This is a genomic window from Acetobacterium carbinolicum, assembly GCF_047456275.1.
In the GTDB taxonomy this organism is placed as follows: domain Bacteria; phylum Bacillota; class Clostridia; order Eubacteriales; family Eubacteriaceae; genus Acetobacterium; species Acetobacterium carbinolicum.
On the sequence record NZ_CP173357.1, the window covers coordinates 1,573,816 to 1,595,864 of the forward strand.

The 22,049-nt window shown below is 42.5% G+C and carries 20 protein-coding genes; 17 read left to right on the forward strand and 3 right to left on the reverse strand.

From position 1 onward, the window contains the following. Positions 1–126: 126 nt before the first annotated feature. The 10 genes from ACIZ62_RS07295 to ACIZ62_RS07340 all read left to right on the forward strand — a co-directional run bounded on the left by ACIZ62_RS07295 (position 127) and on the right by ACIZ62_RS07340 (position 10,810). Positions 127–3,204 carry a methyl-accepting chemotaxis protein gene (locus tag ACIZ62_RS07295; RefSeq protein ID WP_414151607.1) on the forward strand — a complete coding sequence of 1,026 codons (3,078 nt, stop codon included), beginning with the start codon at positions 127–129 and terminating at the stop codon, positions 3,202–3,204. Positions 3,205–3,359: 155 nt separating this feature from the next. Continuing rightward, positions 3,360–3,923 carry a GDSL-type esterase/lipase family protein gene (locus ACIZ62_RS07300; RefSeq protein ID WP_414151608.1) on the forward strand — a complete coding sequence of 188 codons (564 nt, stop codon included), beginning with the start codon at positions 3,360–3,362 and terminating at the stop codon, positions 3,921–3,923. Between the two features lie 207 nt (positions 3,924–4,130). Then, positions 4,131–5,015: a CAP domain-containing protein gene (locus ACIZ62_RS07305; RefSeq protein WP_414151609.1), complete on the forward strand. Its 885-nt coding sequence runs from the start codon at positions 4,131–4,133 to the stop codon at positions 5,013–5,015. A gap of 68 nt (positions 5,016–5,083) precedes the next feature. Beyond that, the gene (locus ACIZ62_RS07310; RefSeq protein ID WP_111887325.1) at positions 5,084–5,593 is read left to right on the forward strand and encodes a GNAT family N-acetyltransferase; all 510 of its coding nucleotides are present in this window, start codon (positions 5,084–5,086) and stop codon (positions 5,591–5,593) included. A gap of 67 nt (positions 5,594–5,660) precedes the next feature. Next, complete coding sequence (locus tag ACIZ62_RS07315; protein WP_111887324.1) at positions 5,661–6,446, forward strand: GNAT family N-acetyltransferase; 786 nt, start codon at positions 5,661–5,663, stop codon at positions 6,444–6,446. A 143-nt stretch (positions 6,447–6,589) separates the two neighbouring features. Beyond that, complete coding sequence (locus ACIZ62_RS07320; protein ID WP_111887323.1) at positions 6,590–6,913, forward strand: cupin domain-containing protein; 324 nt, start codon at positions 6,590–6,592, stop codon at positions 6,911–6,913. A 189-nt stretch (positions 6,914–7,102) separates the two neighbouring features. Next, positions 7,103–7,633: a GNAT family N-acetyltransferase gene (locus ACIZ62_RS07325; RefSeq protein WP_242988609.1), complete on the forward strand. Its 531-nt coding sequence runs from the start codon at positions 7,103–7,105 to the stop codon at positions 7,631–7,633. 35 nt (positions 7,634–7,668) lie between these two features. After that, positions 7,669–8,262, forward strand: coding sequence for a hypothetical protein (locus tag ACIZ62_RS07330; protein ID WP_111887322.1), 594 nt, complete (start codon positions 7,669–7,671; stop codon positions 8,260–8,262). Positions 8,263–8,424: 162 nt separating this feature from the next. Further along, complete coding sequence (locus ACIZ62_RS07335; protein WP_414151610.1) at positions 8,425–9,981, forward strand: ABC-F family ATP-binding cassette domain-containing protein; 1,557 nt, start codon at positions 8,425–8,427, stop codon at positions 9,979–9,981. A gap of 22 nt (positions 9,982–10,003) precedes the next feature. Further along, the gene (locus ACIZ62_RS07340) at positions 10,004–10,810 is read left to right on the forward strand and encodes an MBL fold metallo-hydrolase (RefSeq protein ID WP_111887320.1); all 807 of its coding nucleotides are present in this window, start codon (positions 10,004–10,006) and stop codon (positions 10,808–10,810) included. Positions 10,811–10,831: 21 nt separating this feature from the next. Here ACIZ62_RS07340 and ACIZ62_RS07345 read toward each other — a convergent pair whose 3' ends face one another. Continuing rightward, complete coding sequence (locus tag ACIZ62_RS07345) at positions 10,832–11,203, reverse strand: hypothetical protein (RefSeq protein WP_414151611.1); 372 nt, start codon at positions 11,201–11,203, stop codon at positions 10,832–10,834. Between the two features lie 211 nt (positions 11,204–11,414). Here ACIZ62_RS07345 and ACIZ62_RS07350 point away from each other — a divergent pair, with 211 nt between their 5' ends. From ACIZ62_RS07350 to ACIZ62_RS07365, 4 genes are all read left to right on the forward strand, one after another. Next, complete coding sequence (locus ACIZ62_RS07350; protein ID WP_414151612.1) at positions 11,415–13,364, forward strand: FAD-dependent oxidoreductase; 1,950 nt, start codon at positions 11,415–11,417, stop codon at positions 13,362–13,364. Positions 13,365–13,678: 314 nt separating this feature from the next. Beyond that, the gene (locus tag ACIZ62_RS07355) at positions 13,679–14,956 is read left to right on the forward strand and encodes an LPXTG cell wall anchor domain-containing protein (protein WP_414151613.1); all 1,278 of its coding nucleotides are present in this window, start codon (positions 13,679–13,681) and stop codon (positions 14,954–14,956) included. Positions 14,957–15,068: 112 nt separating this feature from the next. Further along, positions 15,069–15,707, forward strand: coding sequence for an MBL fold metallo-hydrolase (locus tag ACIZ62_RS07360; protein WP_111887317.1), 639 nt, complete (start codon positions 15,069–15,071; stop codon positions 15,705–15,707). A gap of 195 nt (positions 15,708–15,902) precedes the next feature. Next, positions 15,903–16,649, forward strand: coding sequence for a thymidylate synthase (locus ACIZ62_RS07365; protein WP_414151614.1), 747 nt, complete (start codon positions 15,903–15,905; stop codon positions 16,647–16,649). Between the two features lie 141 nt (positions 16,650–16,790). Here ACIZ62_RS07365 and ACIZ62_RS07370 read toward each other — a convergent pair whose 3' ends face one another. Continuing rightward, positions 16,791–17,390 (reverse strand): TetR/AcrR family transcriptional regulator, encoded by a 600-nt coding sequence (locus ACIZ62_RS07370; RefSeq protein ID WP_322518792.1) that lies wholly within the window; start codon positions 17,388–17,390, stop codon positions 16,791–16,793. 161 nt (positions 17,391–17,551) lie between these two features. Between ACIZ62_RS07370 and ACIZ62_RS07375 the strand changes: the two genes are divergently transcribed. The 3 genes from ACIZ62_RS07375 to ACIZ62_RS07385 all read left to right on the forward strand — a co-directional run bounded on the left by ACIZ62_RS07375 (position 17,552) and on the right by ACIZ62_RS07385 (position 19,702). Beyond that, positions 17,552–18,283, forward strand: a complete 732-nt coding sequence (locus tag ACIZ62_RS07375; protein WP_111887314.1) for an ABC transporter ATP-binding protein — start codon at positions 17,552–17,554, stop codon at positions 18,281–18,283. Beyond that, positions 18,277–19,287: an ABC transporter permease gene (locus ACIZ62_RS07380; RefSeq protein ID WP_414151615.1), complete on the forward strand. Its 1,011-nt coding sequence runs from the start codon at positions 18,277–18,279 to the stop codon at positions 19,285–19,287. Before ACIZ62_RS07375 ends, ACIZ62_RS07380 begins: the two co-directional genes overlap by 7 nt. A gap of 157 nt (positions 19,288–19,444) precedes the next feature. Continuing rightward, entirely contained in the window at positions 19,445–19,702 is a 258-nt protein-coding gene (locus ACIZ62_RS07385; RefSeq protein ID WP_111887312.1) for a hypothetical protein, read from the forward strand. A gap of 120 nt (positions 19,703–19,822) precedes the next feature. On the opposite strand, the gene ACIZ62_RS07390 is transcribed toward ACIZ62_RS07385, so the two are convergent. Continuing rightward, positions 19,823–21,670 carry a glycerophosphoryl diester phosphodiesterase membrane domain-containing protein gene (locus ACIZ62_RS07390; RefSeq protein WP_414151616.1) on the reverse strand — a complete coding sequence of 616 codons (1,848 nt, stop codon included), beginning with the start codon at positions 21,668–21,670 and terminating at the stop codon, positions 19,823–19,825. Positions 21,671–22,049: the final 379 nt, after the last annotated feature.

A 22,049-nucleotide genomic window follows, 5' to 3' on the forward strand; every position in this document is an offset into this window, starting at 1 on the left:
ATTGTCTCACAATGAAAACGAATCGATCAATTTATGCTAGGATACCTACAATAGTTTTAAGTAGATAAAAAACACATCTTAAAGAAAGGTATAAATGATATCGAGGGATATCATAAGTGAATGAGAATGAATAATAAGAGAGGTTTACTTGTCCGAATGTTGTTAAGCATCGGGCTATCGGTGGCGATTATTTTTGCAATTGTCGCCGGAATTGTGCTGTATGTTGTGGATCAGGCCATTGCAGACATTAAAGTCAACGAATTATCAGCCCAGTCTGAATCGGTTTCAAATCAAATTGAGACATACTTTACAAAATATCTGGAGGATGCCAGTCAATTGGCGACAAACCCGGAAATTCAGAGTCTGTTTAATCAGGTGACACCAGGGGTCGGCATTACGTCGACAGCTAACTTTCCGGAGATCAAGCAACATTTAGATAATGTGGCTGCGACCGACCCGGAGAACATTCAGGTAACCTGGATTGCTGATGTGGACTCCAGTCAGTTTACCCAATCAGATGGAGTGGTTTCGGACCCATCCTATGACATTAATGTCCGGCCCTGGTTTATGGAACTGGTAGCAAAAAAGAAGGCTTTTATTTCGGAGCCTTATGTGGATATTACTACCCAGAAAATTATCGTCAGCGTCGTTGCTCCGGTGTTTAAACCGGGAACCCAAGAGTTGGTGGGGGCCACCTGTGTGGATGTCTCTATCGATCGGATTAAGGAGATTGTTGCTGAGAATAAAATTGGCGACTCCGGGTTTTTTGTGGTTTCTACCGATAGTGGCATGGTTTTTGATCATCCTAATCCAGATTATAATAACGGTCTACTCAGCGATACGGATATGTCAGAGAATATTATTACCGCACTGATGGACAAAGTTGCTGGACCAATCACCTATTCAACTGGAGGTACCGAAAGCAGGGGGTATGTTGCTGAAATTGGCGATACCGGGTGGGTACTGGCCACAGGATTGCCAACAACCGAATTCAACAGTACCTTTGCCGGAATTCTCACCATGATGTTACTTATTTTTGGACTGGGACTCATTATCATTGTGGGAATTCTTGTAATTTCCACCGGTAACTTCGTCCGACCCATAACCCGACTGGCCAAAGCGGCTGATCGTCTGGCATTGGGAGATGTGGACATCGATCAGTCGATGGCGCAGGATGTTAGAGAAGATGAAATTGGTGATCTGACACGATCCTTTGTGAATATGGCCGAAAACATCAGGGAACAGGCTGAAGCCGCTCAATCTTTTGCCAAAGGTGATTTGTCCATCGACATTCAGCCTAAATCGTCAGAGGATGTTTTGGGCAACAGTATGGTTTTAATTAAAGAGTCAATTGGTAACCTTGTCTCAGACACCATTATGCTTTCGGACGCTGCCATTCGTGGCGATTTCACCAGACGAGCAGCATTGGACAGACACTCTGGTGAGTATGCCCAAGTTATTTCCGGTGTCAATCAAACCCTCGATACTGTGGTTGACAAGATGTTCTGGTATGAAGCCATCATCGACGGGATTCCATTTCCGGTTCATGTTACCGACAATGATATGAAATGGACCTTTATGAACCGTGCGTTTGAAGATCTGATGATTGAAAACGGCGTAATTAAGGATCGCGTTTCTGCCTGTGGAATGGACTGCCATAATTCCAGAACCAGCATTTGTCAAACACAGAGCTGTGGAATCAGGCAACTAGTGGATCAGGGCGTGTCGGAAAGCTACTTTGACTGGGTTGGCCGCAGCAACAAACAGGCGACCGCTTACCTCAAAAACAGAAATGGGGAAAACGTTGGATTCATTGAAGTAGTTACCGATTTAACACCGATGATTCGGGTCAGTGACTATACCAAAGCAGAAGTAGCTCGTCTGGGTGAAAACCTGATGCGCCTGGCAGAAGGAAATCTGGACTTTGACTTAAATTGCAATGCCGCGGATGCCTATACCTCAGAAGTCAGCGCTCAGTTTAATGAAATCAATAACAGCCTGATGCTGGTCAAAGAATCAATTGGCACCTTGATTGATGATGCCACCATGATTACCAATGCCGTCATAGATGGAAATCTCCAAATCAGAGCCGATGCCAGTAACTTCCAGGGAGCATGGCGGCAAGTGGTCGGCGGCATGAATGCCATTCTGGAAGAACTGAACAAACCACTGGGCGAAGTGATGGAAGTCATGGCCGCCATCTCTAATGGTAATCTTCAGGTACGGATTAATGGTGAGTATCGGGGGGATGTGGATTTACTCAAACAGAGCGTCAATTCCACTGCCACACTGTTGGATGGCGTCGTCGGGGAAATTACTGAAAAAATCGAACAATTATCCCAGGGGAATCTGGATATTGAAAATGCTCAAGCTTTCAGTGGCGATTTTGTGACCATTTCCAACGCCCTGAATGTGATTATTCATTCGCTCAATGAAGTTATGGGTGATATCAATATCGCCGCTGAGCAGGTGAATGTTGGCGCCAATCAGGTGTCAGACAGCAGCCAGGGATTGGCTCAGGGTTCGACCGAACAGGCCAGCTCAATTCAGGAACTGACCGCTGCCATTACTGAAATTGCTGATCAGACCAAAAATAATGCTGTTGATGCCAACAAAGCCAGAGAACTGGCTACTGATGTGATGGGCAATGCAGAAAAAGGGAATCGCCAGATGACCGAAATGCAGCAATCGATGGTGGAAATCAATAAATCATCCGAGGACATTTCCAAAATTATCAAGGTTATTGATGATATTGCTTTCCAGACTAATATCCTGGCGCTCAATGCTGCGGTCGAAGCTGCCCGGGCTGGACAGCATGGCAAGGGTTTTGCGGTAGTTGCCGAAGAAGTTCGAACCTTAGCGGCCAGAAGCGCCGAAGCTGCCAAAGAAACCGCGATTTTGATTGAAGGTTCGATCAACACTGTTCAGGAAGGGACAAAAATAGCTGACGATACTGCTGGCGCTCTTGATGAAATTGTTTCGGGAATTGGCAAGGTTACCAGTTTAATTGGCAATATTGCCGGTGCTTCCAATGAACAGGCCACCGGCATCGCCCAGATCAATATGGGGGTTGAACAGGTCGCCCAGGTGGTCCAGCAGAATTCGGCCACTGCCGAACAAAGTGCCGCCGCCAGTGAAGAGCTTTCTGGCCAGTCGGTTCTATTAAAACAGATGATTGATCAGTTTAAGATTAGAAAGGGCTAGCCGTCTTTTATAAAGATAATCTAATTTTAATCAAACAGAGACCACCTTTTACAAGGTGGTCTCTGTTATTGTCAGACCGTTTATGCTATCATAGACATGGTTAAATAATAACCGCTGAAAGCTTAAGATAAGGCCAGTTTATAAGGAGAAAAATCGTGAAAATAATATGTTTAGGGGACAGTCTGACCTTTGGTTATCAGGTGTCCCGGGAAGAAAAATGGCATGTAATTGCAGAAGAAAAAACCGGAATCCAGATGATCAATCGCGGGGTTAGCGGGGATACCACTGACGGGATGCGAAACCGAATCCAGAAACAGGTCTTTAATGCAAAACCTGATGGGGTGATCCTGATGGGTGGCTATAACGATATCTTTTTTAATCACAGTTGGGAGTGTGCCGCCCAAAATATGATCACCATGGTTGATCAGTCCAGCGCTAATGGTCTTCAGGTCTTTGTTGCCATCCCGCCACCGATTCATCTGCCGGTGACCTTTAAAGAAGGGGGGGTGGTAGTCAATTTTAAAAAATCGGCGGGGATGATCGAGGCTTACTGCCAGTGGTTAAGAGATGATCCGGCATTATCCCGGATCAAAGCTCTGGATTTCAGAGCTGCCATCGACTGGACCGACAAGGATCTGTATCTGGATGGGATTCATCAGAGCCCGGCGGGCCATCGGCAAATGGCAGACAGGGTAATCTCATTTTTTAAAATGGGATAAAAGATCAAAACGGCTATTAATAAAATCAGAAGTATAAGTTCATTGCGACTCAGGATTAATTATTTAATGCGATAATCGGTATTAATACAGATAACATAAAAAAGGAGATGGATGACCGTTTGATTAGATCATCCGAAAAGTAAGATGAAGCAAGTTGCAAAATGGTGTTTCTATTTTTTATTTGCATTCGTACTTAGCATCGGGATTATGCCTAATAATATATTGGCCGCCAGCACCCCAAATGTCAGTTATCGCACCCATGTTCAAAATGTCGGCTGGCAGGATTTTGTGTCAAATGGCAAGATGAGTGGAACCTCTGGTTTAAGTCTGCGCCTGGAGGGGATTGAAATCAAACTTGATTCCCCCGTAACCGATTTGGGGATTACCTATCAAACCCATATTCAGAATATCGGCTGGGAGGCCGATACCGCCAGAGGCTGGAAAAGTAACGGGGGAATGAGCGGAACCTCCGGCCAAAGCCTTCGTCTGGAAGGGATCCAGATCAAACTCACCGGGGCGGATGCCGAGCAGTTTGACGTTTACTATCAGGTTCATGTCCAAAACTATGGCTGGCTGGATTGGGCAAAAAATGGTGAAAGTGCAGGTTCCCAGGGTTATTCTTATCGCCTTGAAGGGATTTATATTGTTGTTCAGCCCAAGGGAACCGCTGCTCCGGGAAAGACGGATACGCCATTTATCGAGGCAACCACGCCTTCTTTTGAAGCTCAGGTGATCGCTCTGGTCAATCAGGAACGGGCTTCCAGAAATCTTGGCCTGGTAAGCAGTGAGGCCACTTTAACACGGGCAGCGCAAATCAGGGCAGAAGAAATTATCCAGTTATTCTCACACACTCGACCAAATCAAAGCAGCTGCTTTACCGTCCTGACAGAACTAGGGATTAATTACCAGGGCGCTGGTGAAAATATTGCCGCCGGTTATTCCAGTCCGGAAGCGGTTATGAATGGCTGGATGAATTCAGAGGGCCATCGGGCGAATATTTTAAATCCGGGATTTAACAAGCTAGGAGTAGGTTATGCCCAATCAGGTTCTGGATACAGTCATTACTGGACCCAAATGTTTATTTCGAATTAAAACGGTGGATGGGGTCGATTGACAGCGATTAATGCGGTCAATCCTTTCCAAACATCGGAAAGGATAACATGAAAGACTATACTATTCGGGAAATCAAACCTTCAGAGATACCATTGCTTGCTGATTTTTTATATGAGGCCATTTTTCAGCCAGACGAGCAAAACCGACTGCCAAGGGATGTGATCAAGCAGCCGGAACTGCAGGTTTACATCGAAAACTTCGGCGGAACGGATGACTATTGCCTGGTTGCCGAGTGTGATAATAAAATTGTTGGTGCCGTGTGGACCCGCATCATAGCTGGAGCGGTTCGGGGATTTGGAAATGTGGATGACGAAACACCGGAATTTGCGATCTCACTGTATCCGGAATACCGTAATAGTGGCATCGGCACCGCACTCATGAAACAAATGCTGCAACACTTGACAATAAAGGGCTACCGACAGGTGTCGTTAGCCGTGCAGAAAGACAATTATGCTCTGAGTATGTATCAGGCGGTTGGCTTTTTTGTGATTGATGAACTAGATCAGGAATATCTGATGATCTGTCAATTAGACGGTGAATCGATTCTCAAAGTTTAATACGCTCGATTATGTCTGATTGGGAAAGAAATCTCATGAATTAAAAATAGAAAGGATTAAGGCTAGGATGAGTGCGTTTGAAATAATAGACTTGACTCCCGATAATATTGCGGACTATGGAGTATGCGGTTATAAAGATATCAAGAAACATGTGGAGCTACGAAATAAAATTCAGTGGTTTACCGATTATTATTCGAAAGGTCTGAGAATCAAGGCGGTGCTGAGTGATGAAGGGGGCTACCAGGGGATGATTGAGTACATTCCCGGAAGTTATGCCCATCGACCCGTTGAAGCAGATGGGTATTTGTTTATTCACTGTCTTTATGTTGGGCTGAAAAAACAATATAAAGGGAAAGGTTATGGGACAGCGTTGATTCAGGCCTGTCTCGAGGATGCGAAAAAAACTGAAAAAAAAGGTGTGGCGGTGGTGACTCGAAAAGGTTCATTCATGGCAAATGATGCGATTTTCTCAAAAATGGGATTTGAAGTTGTGGATCAAGTAAAACCAGATTTTCATTTAATGGTCAAAAAGTTCGATGTTAAAACAAATGATCCGAAATTCAAGGAAGCTATGCAGGAAAATCTGAAAAAATTCGGATCAGGCTTAACAATTTTACGTTCACCACAATGCCCCTACACAGAGAAAAATGTTAACGAGATAATGGCAACAGCCAAGGATCGATTCCATTTAGAGGCACAGTTAATTAATCTTTCTGATGCGGCGACGGCACAAAATTCGCCCTGCCCCTTTGGAACATTTGGCATTATTTTTGACGGGAAACTCATTAGTCATCATCCCATCAGCAATACGCGATTTGTGAATATTCTAGAGAAAATAATTAAAAATGTATAATGAAAGGCAAAAATAAAAGCGTTAATCAATAGTTGGTGATTAGATGGGTATATCCTATAACATAGGCGCTTGCAAAATACTGTAAAAAAAAGAGATGTTTTGGGATTCCCTAATTGTATGATAGAAAAAAGGAGGACAATAAAATGGTGGAACAAATTTTTAAACTGTCGAGAGGTAATGATAAGGCGGTGGAGAAAGTAATATTTGATGAGAACGTTCATTATCTGCATATGGTATTTAATAAAGAGGAAGGACTTCCTGAGCATTTTTCCAATTCCAACGTCTACATGACTGTGGTCAGAGGAACACTCTCAATTGGACTTGACGATCAGGAGGTTCATGAATACGAAGCAGGAACGCTATTAAAAATACCACTTCAAACCAAAATGAATGTCAAGAATATGCACACCGAAACATTAGAACTAATTGTTGTGAAAGCACCAGCACCAAACAATGCGAAACATTAACTAACGACTCAGAATTAATGATTATCTGCCATATTCATTTTATTATATGTAACAATGAAAATAGTCAAAGTGACATTGGCTTTGGTTGGTTTGTACGATGTTTTTTGAATAACGATGGATTTATGGTATAATATAAATAACGTTAAAACCATGATTAAGGTTAATTTTGACAGTTTGGGGAGGGTGATTATGCTGGGTGCAGCGATTGGGGACAGTGCCAGTTCCCGAAGGATGATAATTAGAGAAGCAACAAAACAGGAACGGGAATTTCTATTTCGCAAGGCGTATCAAGTCTGGCATAAAAGCAGAACTCTGGAAGAGTACATCAAGGATAATTCAAAAGAAGATGCCTTTGGAACACGTTTTGTCATCGATCAAGACGGGCAGCTTGTCAGCTCATTGATTGTGTTGAAATTAGAACCGATTATGGGGAAAAAGGTTTACGGTATTGGTTCGGTTCTCACACCAAAACCCCACACTGGCAAAGGCTACGCGACCATTCTTTTAGAAAATCGTATTTCTAAGATCGAAAAAGATGAGGACGCATTTATTTTTCTTTACTCAGATATTGATCCGGATTTTTATCGTCGACTGGGATTTCGATTACTTCCACAAGAACTTCAGAAAAAAGTGCAAAGCCCATGTATGGTCAGGTGCGGGGAGATGTGTTGGGATAAACTGATCAGGGTTTCGATTGATCGGATTCCGGAATATTTTTAGTCATTGTCACACAATACGTCTTCAAGGGAGGAATCATGAGAATAAACAGAAAAACGGCCGGCAAGGGAATTATTGCCTTGAACATTTTCACAATGTTTGTCTTTCTGTTGGTGATACTAAAAATTCTGCCCTATGAATTCATCAGTGGTGGACTACTGGAAAGTTATGATGCGGCCGTTCAAGCAGCCTCCACCAGCATAATTATGTTGATCTATGGGATCCCGGTAATTGCCGCGGCATCCGGGCTGATCCGAGTAAAAGACTATAGAAACTTCTATAAAGGCTGGCTCTTTTTTGCATTGGTGTTAATTGTCGTTCTTATTTATGAATCTTCGATCACGGGTGTGATTGTGGTGTGTTTCGGCATCCCCCTGATTGCTGTGGCAGCAGGTGCCATTGACGATAAAGAGTTTAACCTGTTTTCGAAAGTTTATCTTTGGTTATCCTTTATGTTTGCCTGTTTAAATACCCTGGGAAATCTGTTGGGGGCCACCTGGTTTGAGAAAATAATTATGGGGTTGGTAACCTTGATGCAGGCAATTCTCTACTTTAATATAGCTACAAGCAAACGAAAAAGAAGACCAAAGAGTAATAATCAAAGGGTCAAAAAGCGGACGAATAAAAAATAAATGGTTTAATATGAAGCTGTGAAACTGACCAGGCAGTCTGGTATAATCATCGGGCATATGGTATACTATAATGCAAGAATCGTAGGATAAATAAAACACTTCCTGATCTGCACCACAAATCTGGAAGTGTTTTTAATTGAAAAAATAAGAAATGGAGAATAAATGAGTATTTTAAATGTCGAGAATCTTTCTCACGGTTTTGGTGATCGGGCGATTTTTAATCAGGTATCGTTTCGGTTATTAAAGGGAGAGCATATCGGTTTAATTGGACCAAACGGAGAAGGTAAGTCTACCTTTATGAATATCGTTACCGACAGGCTGATGCCAGATGAGGGCAAGGTGGAATGGGCCAAAAATGTGCGGATCGGTTATCTGGATCAGCATGCGGTTTTGCAATCGGGAATGACCGTCCGGGACGTGCTGACCTCAGCCTTTGATTTTCTACTGGATATTGAGAGCCGGATTGGTTATCTTTATGAAAAAATGGGTGAGGACAGTCCGGAAGAAGTGGAAAAGAGTTTAGAAGAAGTGGGTGACCTTCAGGAATTGCTGGAGTTTCATGACTTTTATCTGGTGGATTCAAAGGTCGAAGAAGTAGGCAATGCCCTGGGTCTCAACGACATTGGTATGGATAAGGACATCACCGAACTCAGCGGCGGCCAGCGTACCAAGGTGTTGTTGGGAAAACTGCTGCTGGAAAAACCGGACATCCTACTGTTGGATGAGCCCACTAACTATCTCGATGAGCAGCATATTGAGTGGTTAAAGCGCTATCTCAATGACTATGAAAATGCCTTTATTCTGATTTCCCATGATCTGCCCTTTGTCAATTCCGTGATTAATCTTATTTATCATATGGATAACCAAAAACTGACTCGTTATGTAGGGGATTATGCTAAGTTCCAGGAAGTGTTAGAAGCAAAGAAGGCTCAGGAACAGGCTGCTTATACTAAACAACAAAATGAAATTGCCGATCTTAAAGACTTTGTGGCCCGAAACAAGGCCCGGGTAGCTACCCGGAATATGGCTATGTCCCGACAAAAAAAACTGGATAAAATGGACATCATTGAGCTGACATCCGAAAAGCCCAAACCGCGGTTTAATTTTAAGGAAGCCGGTACCACTGGGCGCCGGGTTTTTGAAACTGAAGATCTGATCATCGGTTATGATGAACCCCTGTCCAAACCACTAAATTTAGTCATGGAACGGAAAAAGAAAATCGTTTTAAGAGGTACGAATGGTATTGGAAAAACAACCCTGTTAAAAAGCCTGTTAGGATTGATTCCACCGATCACCGGCACCGTATTACAAGGGGAAAAACTGCAAGTCGGTTATTATGAACAGGAAATGGATCAGGATATCCGAACCAGTTGTATTGACGAGGTATGGAACGAGTTTCCGTCTCTGAATCAGAATGAGGTCCGTTCAGCCCTGGCTCAATGCGGTTTAACGCGTAAACATATTGAAAGTATGGTCAAGGTTTTAAGCGGTGGCGAACAGGCCAAGGTCCGACTATGCAAACTGATCAATCGGGAAACCAACATTCTGGTTCTGGATGAGCCCACTAATCATCTCGATGCCGATGCCAAAGCTGAACTGAAGCGGGCGTTAGAAGCCTATAATGGCGGCATTCTGATGGTCTGCCATGAACCGGAATTCTACGAAAGCTTTGTTAATGAAGTCTGGGATTGCTCCCAATGGACGACCAAGGTTTTTTAAATCATAACAAATGGAGGCTAGAATGCGGCTAAAAGTCATTGTTGATAACAACACCATTATCGACGAATATTACTGGGGTGAGCCCGGGGTGTGCTATTATATTGAGGACGGGGAAGAAGCCTTTCTTTTTGACGTGGGCTACTCGGATCTGTTCATTAAAAATGCCACAGCCATGAATATTGATTTGAATAAGATTAATACCCTTGTACTTTCTCACGGCCACGATGACCATACTCGAGGCTTAAAAAGCCTATTGGATATCAAGAGAAAGCAACCATTTCATATTATCGCTCATCCTGATGCCCTGAATTATAAAGAGTATAACGGTCTGAAAATATCAATCCCATTTACCCGAACAGAACTGGCAGAAAGTTGCCAGCTGAAACTCACTCGGACTCCGGTAAAGGTTACCGAGAACATCACCTTTCTGGGTGAAATTCCTCGGGTGATCGATTTTGAGAAAGCGGAACCGATTGGAAAACAGCAAGTAGGTGATGAACTGACCGATGATTATCTGCTGGATGATTCCGCTCTGGTCTATCAGGGCGAAGCGGGAATTTTCATTATCACTGGATGCTCTCACAGCGGTATCTGTAATATTATAGAATACGCCAAAGCCGTCACCGGAGACCAACGAGTTCGCGGAGTTATCGGCGGATTCCATCTATTTGAGGTCAATGACCGGGTAGTACAGACCATCGATTATTTTAAAAACCATCAAATCGAACAGATCTATCCCTGCCACTGCACCACCTTTGCCGTCAAAGCAGCCATTCACTCACATATTCCTGTGGGTGAGGTGGGGGTCGGATTGGAGCTTTACTGGTAACGATCCAAGTATATTGCTGTTTTAATTTAAGAATTTCGAACGGGAAAATGGTGGTTCAAGGTTAAAAACGGTATCGTCATCGGTTGTTTGTGGTTGGTCAGGTCTACAATGATAAAGTTTTCGAATCAGGTCATTATAAACCCATTCCAAATGATCCAGTTCTTCCAGCAGGGTAAGGGTGTTGGTGATAAGCTCGGCGGCCTCGGTATATTCAGGATTTTTTGAAAGCCGTTCATATTCTTTCTTACTGATGACATCAACCACTTGGCTAGTATGAGCTTTGGACTTATTAGCTGCGAAAATTTTTATGCCCTTATCAAAGTTCTCCTGGGTCAAACTATCTAGATCTTTACAGAGCTTCCTGATTTCTTCAAGCAATTTTTCTGAGATCATAAGGTCCCTCTTTTCATGTTTTTTTTAATGATAACCATCTTTTAAATAAACGTCAAGGATAAAACGTTGTTATTCTGCAAAATGTTGCATGTTTAAACATGTAAATATTTACATGATTTTATTGACATCACTAAAAGATCATGTTAAGATTTTATCAAATCGACCGCTTAATATTGACGGAACCAATCAAAATTCTAAAGGAGAATTGACGATGCAACGAAAATACCCAAATTTATGTAAACCGATTAAAATTGGTAATGTAACCTTCAGAAACAGAATGTTTGGTGCACCCATGGGAGGCACCGACATTACAGCCGATTGTACCATCGGTCCTAAATCGAAAGCTTTTTATGAACTCAGAGCCAAAGGTGGTGCCGCCTCTGTCACTGTTAGTGAATGTGTAGTTCATCCTGAAACAGAAGGCTCCCATATGTATCACCTTGATCTGCAAACGGTTGATTCACTGTCGAGCTTTACCTATACAGCCGATGCAATCCGTCGTCATGGCGCCATTCCCAGTGTTGAACTCTCTCATTCCGGACAATATGCCGGCACCTATCTAACCGACAAAGATAAAAAAGGTGGCATGGCTCAGTGGGGACCCAGCGCCGGAACCCGTCCTGATGGAAGACCGGTTAAAGAACTGACCCAGGAACTCATTGATGATATTGTCGCCGCTTATGGGCGGGTGGCTGGATTGGCAAAACGGGCAGGATTTGAAATGATCATGGTTCATGGCGGTCACGGCTGGCTACTGAACCAGTTTCTTTCACCCTTTTTTAACCACCGAACCGACAAATACGGCGGTCCGCTAGAAAACCGGGCGCGTCTGGCCCTGGAAGTTCTGGACAGTGTTCGTGAAGCTGTGGGACCAGGTTTCCCGATTGAGTTTCGAATGAGTGGCTCTGAATTTTTTGAAGGTGGCTATACCCTTGAAGAGGGTGTTGAAATCGCCAAACTGGTTGAATCCAAGGTCGATCTACTCCATATTACTGCCGGTACTTACCAAAGTGGATTTGGTTTAACGCATCCATCGATGTTTGAACCTCATGGCCGAAATGTCTATTTAGCTGCAGAAATTAAAAAACATGTTTCAGTTCCGGTGGCTACCCTTGGCGGACTGAATGATCCTGCGATGATGGAAGAGATTATTGCTTCCGGGCAAGCTGATATTGTCGAAATGGCTCGGGCACTGTTGGCGGACCCCTTCCTGCCGCGAAAAGTTATGAGCAATCAGGATGCCGATATTGTTAAATGTCTGCGCTGCTTTACCTGCATGGCCGAACGGGCAGTCACATCCACGCGGCGCTGTACCGTTAATCCTTTAATTGGCCGGGAAATGGATGGAACTGAAATTATTCCCACTGCCAACCCGGTAAAAGTATTGGTAGCAGGCGGCGGACCAGCCGGACTGGAAGCGGCGTTAACGGCGGCCAAACGGGGGCACCAGGTTATTCTTTGTGAAAAAGGCGATACCTTAGGTGGAATCTTAAAAGGTGAACAGGCAATACCATTTAAATATGAAATGTACGAGCTGGGTGTTACTCTGGAAAAATTGGCCAGAGATGCCGGTGTAGAGATTCGCTTAAACACACCGGTAACAAAAGAATATGTCGATCAGGAAAACGTTGATGCCCTGATTGTAGCAGTCGGCTCGGAACCGATCGTTCCAGCAATTCCCGGTCTGGACGGCGACAATGTGATTGTCGTCAATGACTACTACAAGAAAAAAGATCAGGTCGGGGATACCGTGGTTGTATTAGGTGGCGGTTTGGCCGGTTGTGAAGCAGCCATCCATTTTGCCCGGGAAGGGAAGACCGTTAACCTCATCGAAATGAGAACGGAATTGGCACCAGACGCAAATTTGCGCCATCGTCCGCTGATGATGAATGAAATCGCAAAATGTGGTATTACCGTCCATACTGAATTAAAAGGATTGCAGGTTACCGATCAGGGGGTTGTCTGTGAAGATGCCAATGGCAAGGAAGTACTGGTTCCAGGAACGACAGTCATCTGTGCTCTGGGACAAAAGCCGCGTCGCAATATTGCCGAAACTTTGGTAGATTGTGCCCCATATGTTATCGAAATTGGGGATTGTGTTAAAGCATCCACCATTACGACTGCCATTTATCAGGGTTACCACGCAGCCCTGGATATCTGATTCGAATTAGAATCGAAAAAATCTGATTAAGCAATTTAAAAAGCCGTACTAAATAAATGAAATGTGATAAATAAAACGCGTTCATATTAACAAAAAACCGCCAGTGGGCGGTTTTTTGCATTTGTTCTGATAACTGGACAGTTGCCATGCAAGAAATATCGAACAATCCATCGACATTTTTCTGTGATTGTGGTATCTTAATCATATGCGATGATGTAAACGAGTAAAAACAGAATGGTACGATACTAAAGATTTTAAAGAATAGCTGCCAATCTCAACAATTCATCAAAATACGGTTTGAAATGGAGAAGAAAATGAAGCGAATATCAAAGTTTTTATCCCTGCTGATGGTTGCGGCGATGTTGTCAATGCTAATTCCGGTCTCAGCTTTTGCCGCTGGAGAAGCGGTAAGTGAAAAAGAACCAACCAACGAATTAGGTCTGGTTTTAGTAACAACTGAAGCAGTCGATACAGAGACTGTAGTAACTGAAGAAACAGCAGGCAGTACCGAAATTGCCCCGCTGCCAGCGGTCGCAACAGCTCCTGCCGACAATAGTATGGAAGTCGAGGTCGTTTCAGAGCAACCGGTAATAGCAAACCTTGAACCAGAAAAGATAGAAACCCAGGCGGCCACATATTTGTGCTTAACCCAGAATGGCGTGATCATTGATGTCCTGGCCACCAATAGCGGATCCGATTATTCATATGATACAGCTGCCAACGAACTGACATTAAATAATTTTGTAGGAGAAAAGCTGGATGTCAAATCGACAGCAGTTCCTTTTAAACTCGTCCTACTTGGTACCAATGTTATTACAACCGATAATGGTTTTGCCGTCAAAGCGGAAGCTGATATGAATGCTAGCGGGACAGGTACGCTGATTGCGAAGGGACAGGCGACCCCTGATTTAATGGGTGGTGGAATCAATGTTGTTGGAAACCTGGTGATTGACAGCGGAACCTATGATATTGCAGCCGTTGGATATGAAAGTTCCAGCTCCGCCGTTGGAATTTTGGCAGGTAATAATGCTGAGGATATCACACCGGGAAATCTCACCATCAACGGGGGAAACATTGCTGTGACCGCTTATAATAGTGATTATGCCGGTGCTTTTGGTTTGTTTGCTTTTGGCGATCTAATTGTCAATAGCGGAAATATTGATGTTTTTACCGATAGTCCAACCAGTTACAGCCGCGGTATCGGAGCTTATGATGAACTGGTATTCAACGGCGGCTATACGGTCGTCGAATCGATTGCTGATCATGGCGATGCCGGCGCTTTATTCTCCTATAATAAAATTATTATTAACAATGGCATTCTTGATTTATGCACATCGGGAGCCGTCGCTAAGGCTCTTGTGGCCGAAGGCAGCATTGATATCAGTCCGATTTATGGGGATGTCGACCGTGATGCGACCTGTTTGTATCTGGAACCGCTTTCGGCGCAAACATTCAAAAAACAGCATGCCAGTTCAGCCAATCCCAAAACTGGGGTAGACACTAGCACATCAGAAGCGGCTGTGGCGGGAGTAGCCCTGATCATGCTGATCGGACTTGCTGTTGCTGTCGGAAAACGAGAGGCGCAGGTCTGAAATTTTGCGAATAGAGGGCTGAATCGATAATTATCGACACTGTGTAGCGGCCGTTCTGGTCGCTTTTCTTTTATGGATCTGACAAAAAAATAACTTTTGGGAGCGTAACAAGATGGAAATTATCGAAAATGTTTATCAGCTTGATTGTGCCAGCCATGGGCATGTATTTTTTATTCGTTCGGATGAAGGGATACTCATTGATACGGGTATGCCGGGGTTGGCAGAGCAAATTCTGGCGGAACTGAAAAGTTTGGATGTAGCGATTCAAAGTATAACGAAAATACTGCTGACCCACCATGATATTGATCATATCGGCAATGCTAAAGCCTTGCAGGAAGCAACTCAAGCTGAGGTTTGGGCACCCCAGCAAGATGTGCCCTATATTATGGGCGAAAAAAATCGACCGGGAATCAAACGAATCATGCAAGCAGTTGTGCACCCTCAAAAACCAAGCATTTCTGGCGTCTATCAGGAGAATCAAAGTTTTGGAGCGGTTCGTGTGATTCACGCTCCGGGTCATACTCCAGGACACTCGATTTTTCATTATAAGAATGTATTATTTATTGGCGATTTATTTCAGGAGTCTAAGGGAAAATTAAAACAATTGCCCCAGTTTTATATCTGGAATAAAGAGGAAGCGAACCGATCAATTTCAATCATCAAAGAGCTCCAATACGATTCGATTTGCCCCTCCCATGGAATGCCAATAAAAAGAGGCGTCGTGACGGAAGACTTTCTAAAAAAATTCTAGTTCAGCCGTAAAATATGATCAGCTATTTAAAATAGAAAACATTATGGGATTTAATTTTGATTTTTACAAAGATGAAATCTACCGAAAGATATGGTATGATCATCAATGAAGCAGATAAACGAATACGTATTATTATATAGAAAGGATCTCGTATTAGCGGTTTGAGAGTTAGAGATCAGCTGATACGATGTGAAAATGATGGTTACTTACATTCACGAAACCGAACTGCATAAGGGCATTGAGGCGGCGATGAAGGCTTTAAACCAGGCCGATGTTGTTATGGGGAAGAATCAGGATCGCGAAGACAGTTTAAAAGAAATTCACCTTCTGATGGATATCGACAGCGTACAGGATATAAAAATTACCATGGCCATGCCAACCGGGCTGGAAACCCTGGTCGACTACGTCCTGGAAATTGTTGAAGGCACCAAGGATTTTGAAAAAGATATGTATGGGTATACCTATCACGATCTGTTTTCCAAAAACATTGATTTTGTTATCAATAAATTAAAAGAAGATCCCGGTACCAGACAGGCAACCCTACATGTGGCCAATCAGGAGGCCGCCAAACTAAATCATCCACCCTGCCTGCAGCTTATTCATTACACTGTTAAAGACGGCAAATTAAATACCGACGTGGTATTTAGAAGCAATGATGGAGTTAAGGCAGTCGCCATGAATGTTTTCGCTCTTATCGAACTGTCAAGAACGATTGCCAGGGAAGTCGGGATTAAAGAACTGGGTTCCTATACCCATCATGCCCTGAGTTTTCACGCCTACAGCCGGGATTGGAAAGCGCTGGAAGGCTATTGCAAATCTTTTGAAGACCGCGATTGCACCATCGATTATGAAGATTATCGGGAAGCCTATGAAGATTATGCCGATGAATGCCGAGAAAATGCAATCAGCCTAAAAAATGCCCAGGAGAAAAAGAATCATTAATACAGCTTTAAAAATAGAACACTAAAACAGCCTTTAAGTAGTCGTCGACTATTTAAGGGCTGTTTTAGTTCCGGTTGTAGCAACAAAAAAACCGACCCTCAATTTTCAAGAGAATCGGTTTGGCTTGTTAAGTGATTCAATTTAGCCTCGGTATTTTGATAGCTCGCTTTGAACGCCGTTGGTTGTCACGGCCAGCAGCAACTCCAGGAATTGTTCGGTAGGCAGGTCTTTGTCATTGGCATACCACTTTGCAATCATGCTGAGCATCGCGGCACTCTGGTATTCCATTAAATAGCTTACTTCCATCAGTTCCTGAGGGGACAGTTTTTTATATATTGATAGCACTGTCGGGGTGAGCTTTTTCAAGACCTTTTGCCTGAAGTGGGGATCACCGTTTTCACCTAATAAAACCGGGAGATAAGTCTTGTTTTTCTCGAAAAATTCAAGAATTAATTTTAAAATGGCTTCCTTGCGATGATCATGAGAAAGATTACCATAAAAAAGGTTCTTAATAACAATGTTCTTAAAATCCTCCACTGTAATGGTCTGTTCTTCAATTTCTGCCAGAATTTCATAGGCATCTTTAAAATAAACATAAAAAGTTGAGCGATTATAGCCGGCTACGTCACAGATTTCCTTGACGGCGATCTTCTCAATGCTTTTTTTGCAATATAACAGCCAAAATGAATCAATTAAGTTTTGGCGGGTAACTTTGGCGGTGGTTGATAAAGTCGTCTTCATGTCAGTTTTACCTCATTCACGGGATCATTCATTTTGATTATAAACGAAGCTGCTGGGATAAACAAGAAAATCCAACAGCTTGAAAAAGACTGTTGGTTGAATTTAAAAAGGAACAGGGCTAAAATGGGGATAATCATAAAATAAAGAAGAGGGACTTAGAAATGAGAATTGAAATTTTAGAAGTTGATAAATCATTCAAAAAACAGCGTGTTTTAGAACAGATTAGTTTGACGATTGATTCGGGTCGGATCTTCTGTCTGCTGGGGGCATCCGGTTCAGGAAAAACAACCTTGCTGCGAATCATGATGGGTGCCATTCCAACGGATGGCGGAATGGTAACAATCGGCGGTATCGCCGTGCCAAACCGTCAGCTGCTTGCACAGATGGGTTATATGCCGCAGAATGAAGCCCTGTACGAAGAGTTGTCAGCCTGGGAGAATCTGAAGTTTTTTGCCGGTCTGCATCGGCAAAGTCGTAAAACATTTGAAGCAAATGCCGAAGAACTACTCCAGATTGTCGATATGGCAGCGTGTAAAAACAAGTTAGTCCGCGATTGTTCCGGTGGGATGAAAAAACGCATATCGTTGGCGGTAGCGTTAATTCACAAACCAAAGCTGCTGGTGCTGGATGAGCCAACAGTTGGGGTTGATCCGGTGCTGCGGCGCAAAATATGGCTATATCTCAGGCAGCTCCGAAATGAAGGAACAACCATTTTGGTTACCACCCATGTCATGGATGAGGTTACCCAATGTGATGATGCCGCCTTGCTTCGTAATGGTCATATCATTGCCAGGGATACGGTTAAAAATTTAATCGCCCAGACTTCAGACGGAAACATTGAAGAATTATTTTTTATCGACAATCAGTCAGAAGCGGAGGTCACATCGTGTTAAGCATTGTCAAACGGATCATTGGCCAAATGAAAAACGATCAGCGATCATTGGGGTTGCTTTTATTTGCACCGCTGCTGGTTTTAACGCTGTTATTTTTTATCCTCGGTGATTCCAATTATCTGCCGAAGATTGCTGTCTATGATATGAATGAAAAATTTGTCACTGAGCTTGAGAATCATGCCGCTGTCAGTGAAGAAACAGAACAACCCGAGGCCGTAGATTATTTGGAGATTAATGGAATCGATGCGCTGATCTGGAGCGATAGCGAGGGAACCCATATTGAATTACTGGAGAAAAATTCCAAGTCCGCGGCCGCCATAGAAGCCATTACGGATACCAATAAAGCCTTACAACCCGCACAAAACGAGCTGATCATGGATTATGTTTATGAAACATCGGGGGATAATCAACTGGATTCGCTTGCCTATGTTTTTCTGGGTGTGATCTCATTTTTCTTTGTCTTTATTCTTTCCGGGATGTCATTTGTTCGGGAGCGTTTCGAACAGACCTTAGAACGGATGCTGATGACCCCGATCAGCCGGATCGATGTCATCGGGGGTTATACCCTGGGGTATGGTTTACTGGCAGCGATTCAAAGTGTGGTGATTATTTTGTACGCCGTTTATGTACTGCAACTTCAGGTGGAAGGATCGGTCGCCTTATGTACGTTGGTGATGATTTTGATGGCGTTTTCGGCGGTTTCCGTTGGCGCGCTGGTATCCATCTTTGCCAACAATGAATTACAATTGGTTCAGTTTATTCCGGTAATCATCATTCCACAGATCTTTTTTTCCGGACTGATCCCGATTGATACCATTCCCTTTGGGCTGGGAAACCTGTGTTATCTAACGCCAGTTTATTATGGCTGCACAGCCCTGGAAATGATTATGATTCAGGGCAAGGGATTTTTAGCGATATGGCCCTGGTTAGTTGGATCGGTCATCTTTATTGGGGTGTTGTTTTTAGTGAATGTGACCGCATTAAAGAAATACCGCCGGCTCTAAACTTGTGATTGCGTATCAAACCTAAGTTTGATACGCTTTTTTTAAGTGAGAGTTAGATTTAGTTCACAACCATCCTGGTTTTGTGATATTATTCATTTGTAATGTTTTAAAATAGAATATTATATCAGTACAAAATACAGTCAGAAAGAAGAATAATATGTTAAATCAGGAATACATCGATGCACAAACGATTATGAATCAAGCTAAAAAAGATCTGGAAAACATCTTCGACCAGGTAAAACCGCAAACACCAGAAGATCAGGAAGCGCATAACAGCTTATTAAAACTGATTGATCAATTAAAAAGTATGGATGCTTATTACAATCATTTAAAGACAGCTAAAATCGAAGCGTTGTCTTCAAATGAAAAATTATTTATCAATCTCATCAAGAAAAACAAAGAAAACTTAAAATAAGAGCGTCAACAAAAACAGCTTTATTGCTCCATTTAAAACGACAGTATTTCAGGACAATCGCGGTCGTCACTTACTTGGCACATAAGAGAATTTGGTTGAAGTATTTTTGATCACAAACTATTATGACAGTAGATCTGCAAAAATATAATCATTGATGCGGTCAATCAATTCTCGTGGTTCAAGCATTTGTTCAATGGTCTTCCTGGTTTGGGTCACGTCGTCGGTAATAATGTTGTCAACACCAATTTTAACCATCTTTTCGGTCAATTCCTGAGATTCTACTGTCCAGGCTAAAACTTCTTTCTTCTCTCGATGGATGGCAGCAACGATCTCCGGGGTGATGAAGGATGACTCAATGCTGTAAATATCGACTGGCAGTTTTTGAATGTCCCCAATGGCCAAAGCGGTAATATAAGCCCGTTTCAAATCTGGATTTATGGAGGCGACTTTTTCTAAGGTTGGATAATCCAGGGAGGCAAGGACACACTGGTTAGAAAAATCATTTTGATCGATAATATCAACAGTCGACTCCACCAAACTTGCTTCATGCCCGGTAGGCTTAAGCTCAATGTTTAAACGTATTTTTCCTTTGCAAAGTTTAATCGCTTCATCTAGGGTGGGGATATGTTCATTTTTAAACTGCGGATCAAACCAACTACCGATGTCCAGATCTTTGATATCCACGTAGTTTGATGACCAGATATTCAAATCCTTTCCAGATATGCGCTTAAGATTATTATCGTGAGAGACAACAATTATTCCGTCTTTAGTTTGAGCCACATCAATTTCAGCATAATCAGCGCTTTGATCAATAGCTTTTTGTAAAGCGGCCAGCGTGTTTTCTGGGGCAAGATTAGAACCTCCACGGTGAGCAGTTATTTGTGGACCCGTTAAAAACTGGTCGTTGAAGGCTTCAGAAAAGGTGTTGAAAATTACAATGCTATTTATTGTTGTAAATAAGAAAACCATGATTATACTGATTGTCACAATTGTTTTTCGTTTTACTTTTGCTTTGTATTTATCTTTGACTAGCGATTCAGAATTAACCTTTAAGTGGGTCGATGCTGAATATGTATAGTAAAACTGGGAAACTACCGCCAAATTGATGGATGTGGTGAGCAATTGAAAGATGGTAAACAACCCAGACACCAAAAAACCGAAAGTAGCAATAAAAATGGATAAAGCCAGCGGGTGTTCCAGGATCTGACCTAAGATAAAGAAAGCGATGACTTCAAGAACAAGCACAACAATAACGAGCAATATCACAATCAGGAGATTAAAAAGTATTACAAAGAAAATAGTTTTCCAAAAATGTCCTTTTATTAGAATGCTGCTTTTTTTAATTGCCGGGAAGAAATCACTGTTTTCCAAAGTGAAATAGTGAAATGAAAAAATCCAGATGACTGAGAGCAAAAACAAAAACAGCGACAGTACCGTAAAACCGATTGAGTACAATGAACTGGCAGCGATATAACTCATAATAAATTCAGGAATTGATATTTCCGAAATGAAATTAGAAGATAATGAAAACTCAGTTAAAGGAATAATGATAAGAATAAAAATCACGAATGGTAAATTTTTAGCCTTGACTATTTTGAGTGCTCGTTTAGTTCCCTCTATACATAATGGAATCAGTTGAACTTTTCGTCGGAAATGACTTTCATTAAAAAGAATGATTAATGTGGTGAATTCCAGCAGACCAAAAAAAGCGACGAGCAAAGCAAAGCAAATAAAAGTTAGCAGAAAAAGGGGGTTAGTTAAGGCTTGAGTAAAATTTGAACCGCTTAAATATGGAAAACCCAACAGTGTTATGGCTTTATTAAACAAAAAAAATCCACCGGGATAAATGATCATAGTGCCGGCAACGGTATAGATAGCTTCAAAAAAGAGCAGATGCAGAAAATTAAACTGAATAAGCGTGAGTATTTCTTTGGTTCGACTAAAAATATTAGATTCCTTTTTATCCATGATGATCAGTCCTTTCTCGTTAAAAAAGTATTTTGCGGAAAAGTGCAATGAACTTTTCACTGTCGGAATTGATTTTAAACTGGAAGAATCTCAGGCAGCTACAGGGAGTCATGCTTTTGTGATTGTATCATGATGAAAACCGTATAACAAGAAAAAAAGCAGGGGTCTTCTTGAAAATTTGGCAAGAATAATCAATGGAATCAAAAATTATAAAAAAAAGTGAGGTCAGCATGAAAGTTATTGCAATCATGGGAAGTCCCCACAAAGGGAAGGGTTTTGAGATCGTACAGAAGATCGAAGTTGAACTCTCTCGTTTGGACGAGATCGAAATAGAGATACTATAAAAACTTCATCCCCGGATAATCTGGGGATTTTTTTG

Coding starts and splice junctions, on each gene's coding strand:
- ACIZ62_RS07295 (WP_414151607.1), top strand. CDS start 127: ATGAATAATAAGAGAGGTTTACTTGTCCGAATGTTGTTAAGCATCGGG.
- ACIZ62_RS07305 (WP_414151609.1), top strand. CDS start 4,131: ATGCCTAATAATATATTGGCCGCCAGCACCCCAAATGTCAGTTATCGC.
- ACIZ62_RS07310 (WP_111887325.1), top strand. CDS start 5,084: ATGAAAGACTATACTATTCGGGAAATCAAACCTTCAGAGATACCATTG.
- ACIZ62_RS07315 (WP_111887324.1), top strand. CDS start 5,661: ATGAGTGCGTTTGAAATAATAGACTTGACTCCCGATAATATTGCGGAC.
- ACIZ62_RS07320 (WP_111887323.1), top strand. CDS start 6,590: ATGGTGGAACAAATTTTTAAACTGTCGAGAGGTAATGATAAGGCGGTG.
- ACIZ62_RS07325 (WP_242988609.1), top strand. CDS start 7,103: ATGCTGGGTGCAGCGATTGGGGACAGTGCCAGTTCCCGAAGGATGATA.
- ACIZ62_RS07330 (WP_111887322.1), top strand. CDS start 7,669: ATGAGAATAAACAGAAAAACGGCCGGCAAGGGAATTATTGCCTTGAAC.
- ACIZ62_RS07335 (WP_414151610.1), top strand. CDS start 8,425: ATGAGTATTTTAAATGTCGAGAATCTTTCTCACGGTTTTGGTGATCGG.
- ACIZ62_RS07340 (WP_111887320.1), top strand. CDS start 10,004: ATGCGGCTAAAAGTCATTGTTGATAACAACACCATTATCGACGAATAT.
- ACIZ62_RS07345 (WP_414151611.1), bottom strand. CDS start 11,203: ATGATCTCAGAAAAATTGCTTGAAGAAATCAGGAAGCTCTGTAAAGAT.
- ACIZ62_RS07350 (WP_414151612.1), top strand. CDS start 11,415: ATGCAACGAAAATACCCAAATTTATGTAAACCGATTAAAATTGGTAAT.
- ACIZ62_RS07355 (WP_414151613.1), top strand. CDS start 13,679: ATGAAGCGAATATCAAAGTTTTTATCCCTGCTGATGGTTGCGGCGATG.
- ACIZ62_RS07360 (WP_111887317.1), top strand. CDS start 15,069: ATGGAAATTATCGAAAATGTTTATCAGCTTGATTGTGCCAGCCATGGG.
- ACIZ62_RS07365 (WP_414151614.1), top strand. CDS start 15,903: ATGATGGTTACTTACATTCACGAAACCGAACTGCATAAGGGCATTGAG.
- ACIZ62_RS07370 (WP_322518792.1), bottom strand. CDS start 17,390: ATGAAGACGACTTTATCAACCACCGCCAAAGTTACCCGCCAAAACTTA.
- ACIZ62_RS07375 (WP_111887314.1), top strand. CDS start 17,552: ATGAGAATTGAAATTTTAGAAGTTGATAAATCATTCAAAAAACAGCGT.
- ACIZ62_RS07385 (WP_111887312.1), top strand. CDS start 19,445: ATGTTAAATCAGGAATACATCGATGCACAAACGATTATGAATCAAGCT.
- ACIZ62_RS07390 (WP_414151616.1), bottom strand. CDS start 21,670: ATGGATAAAAAGGAATCTAATATTTTTAGTCGAACCAAAGAAATACTC.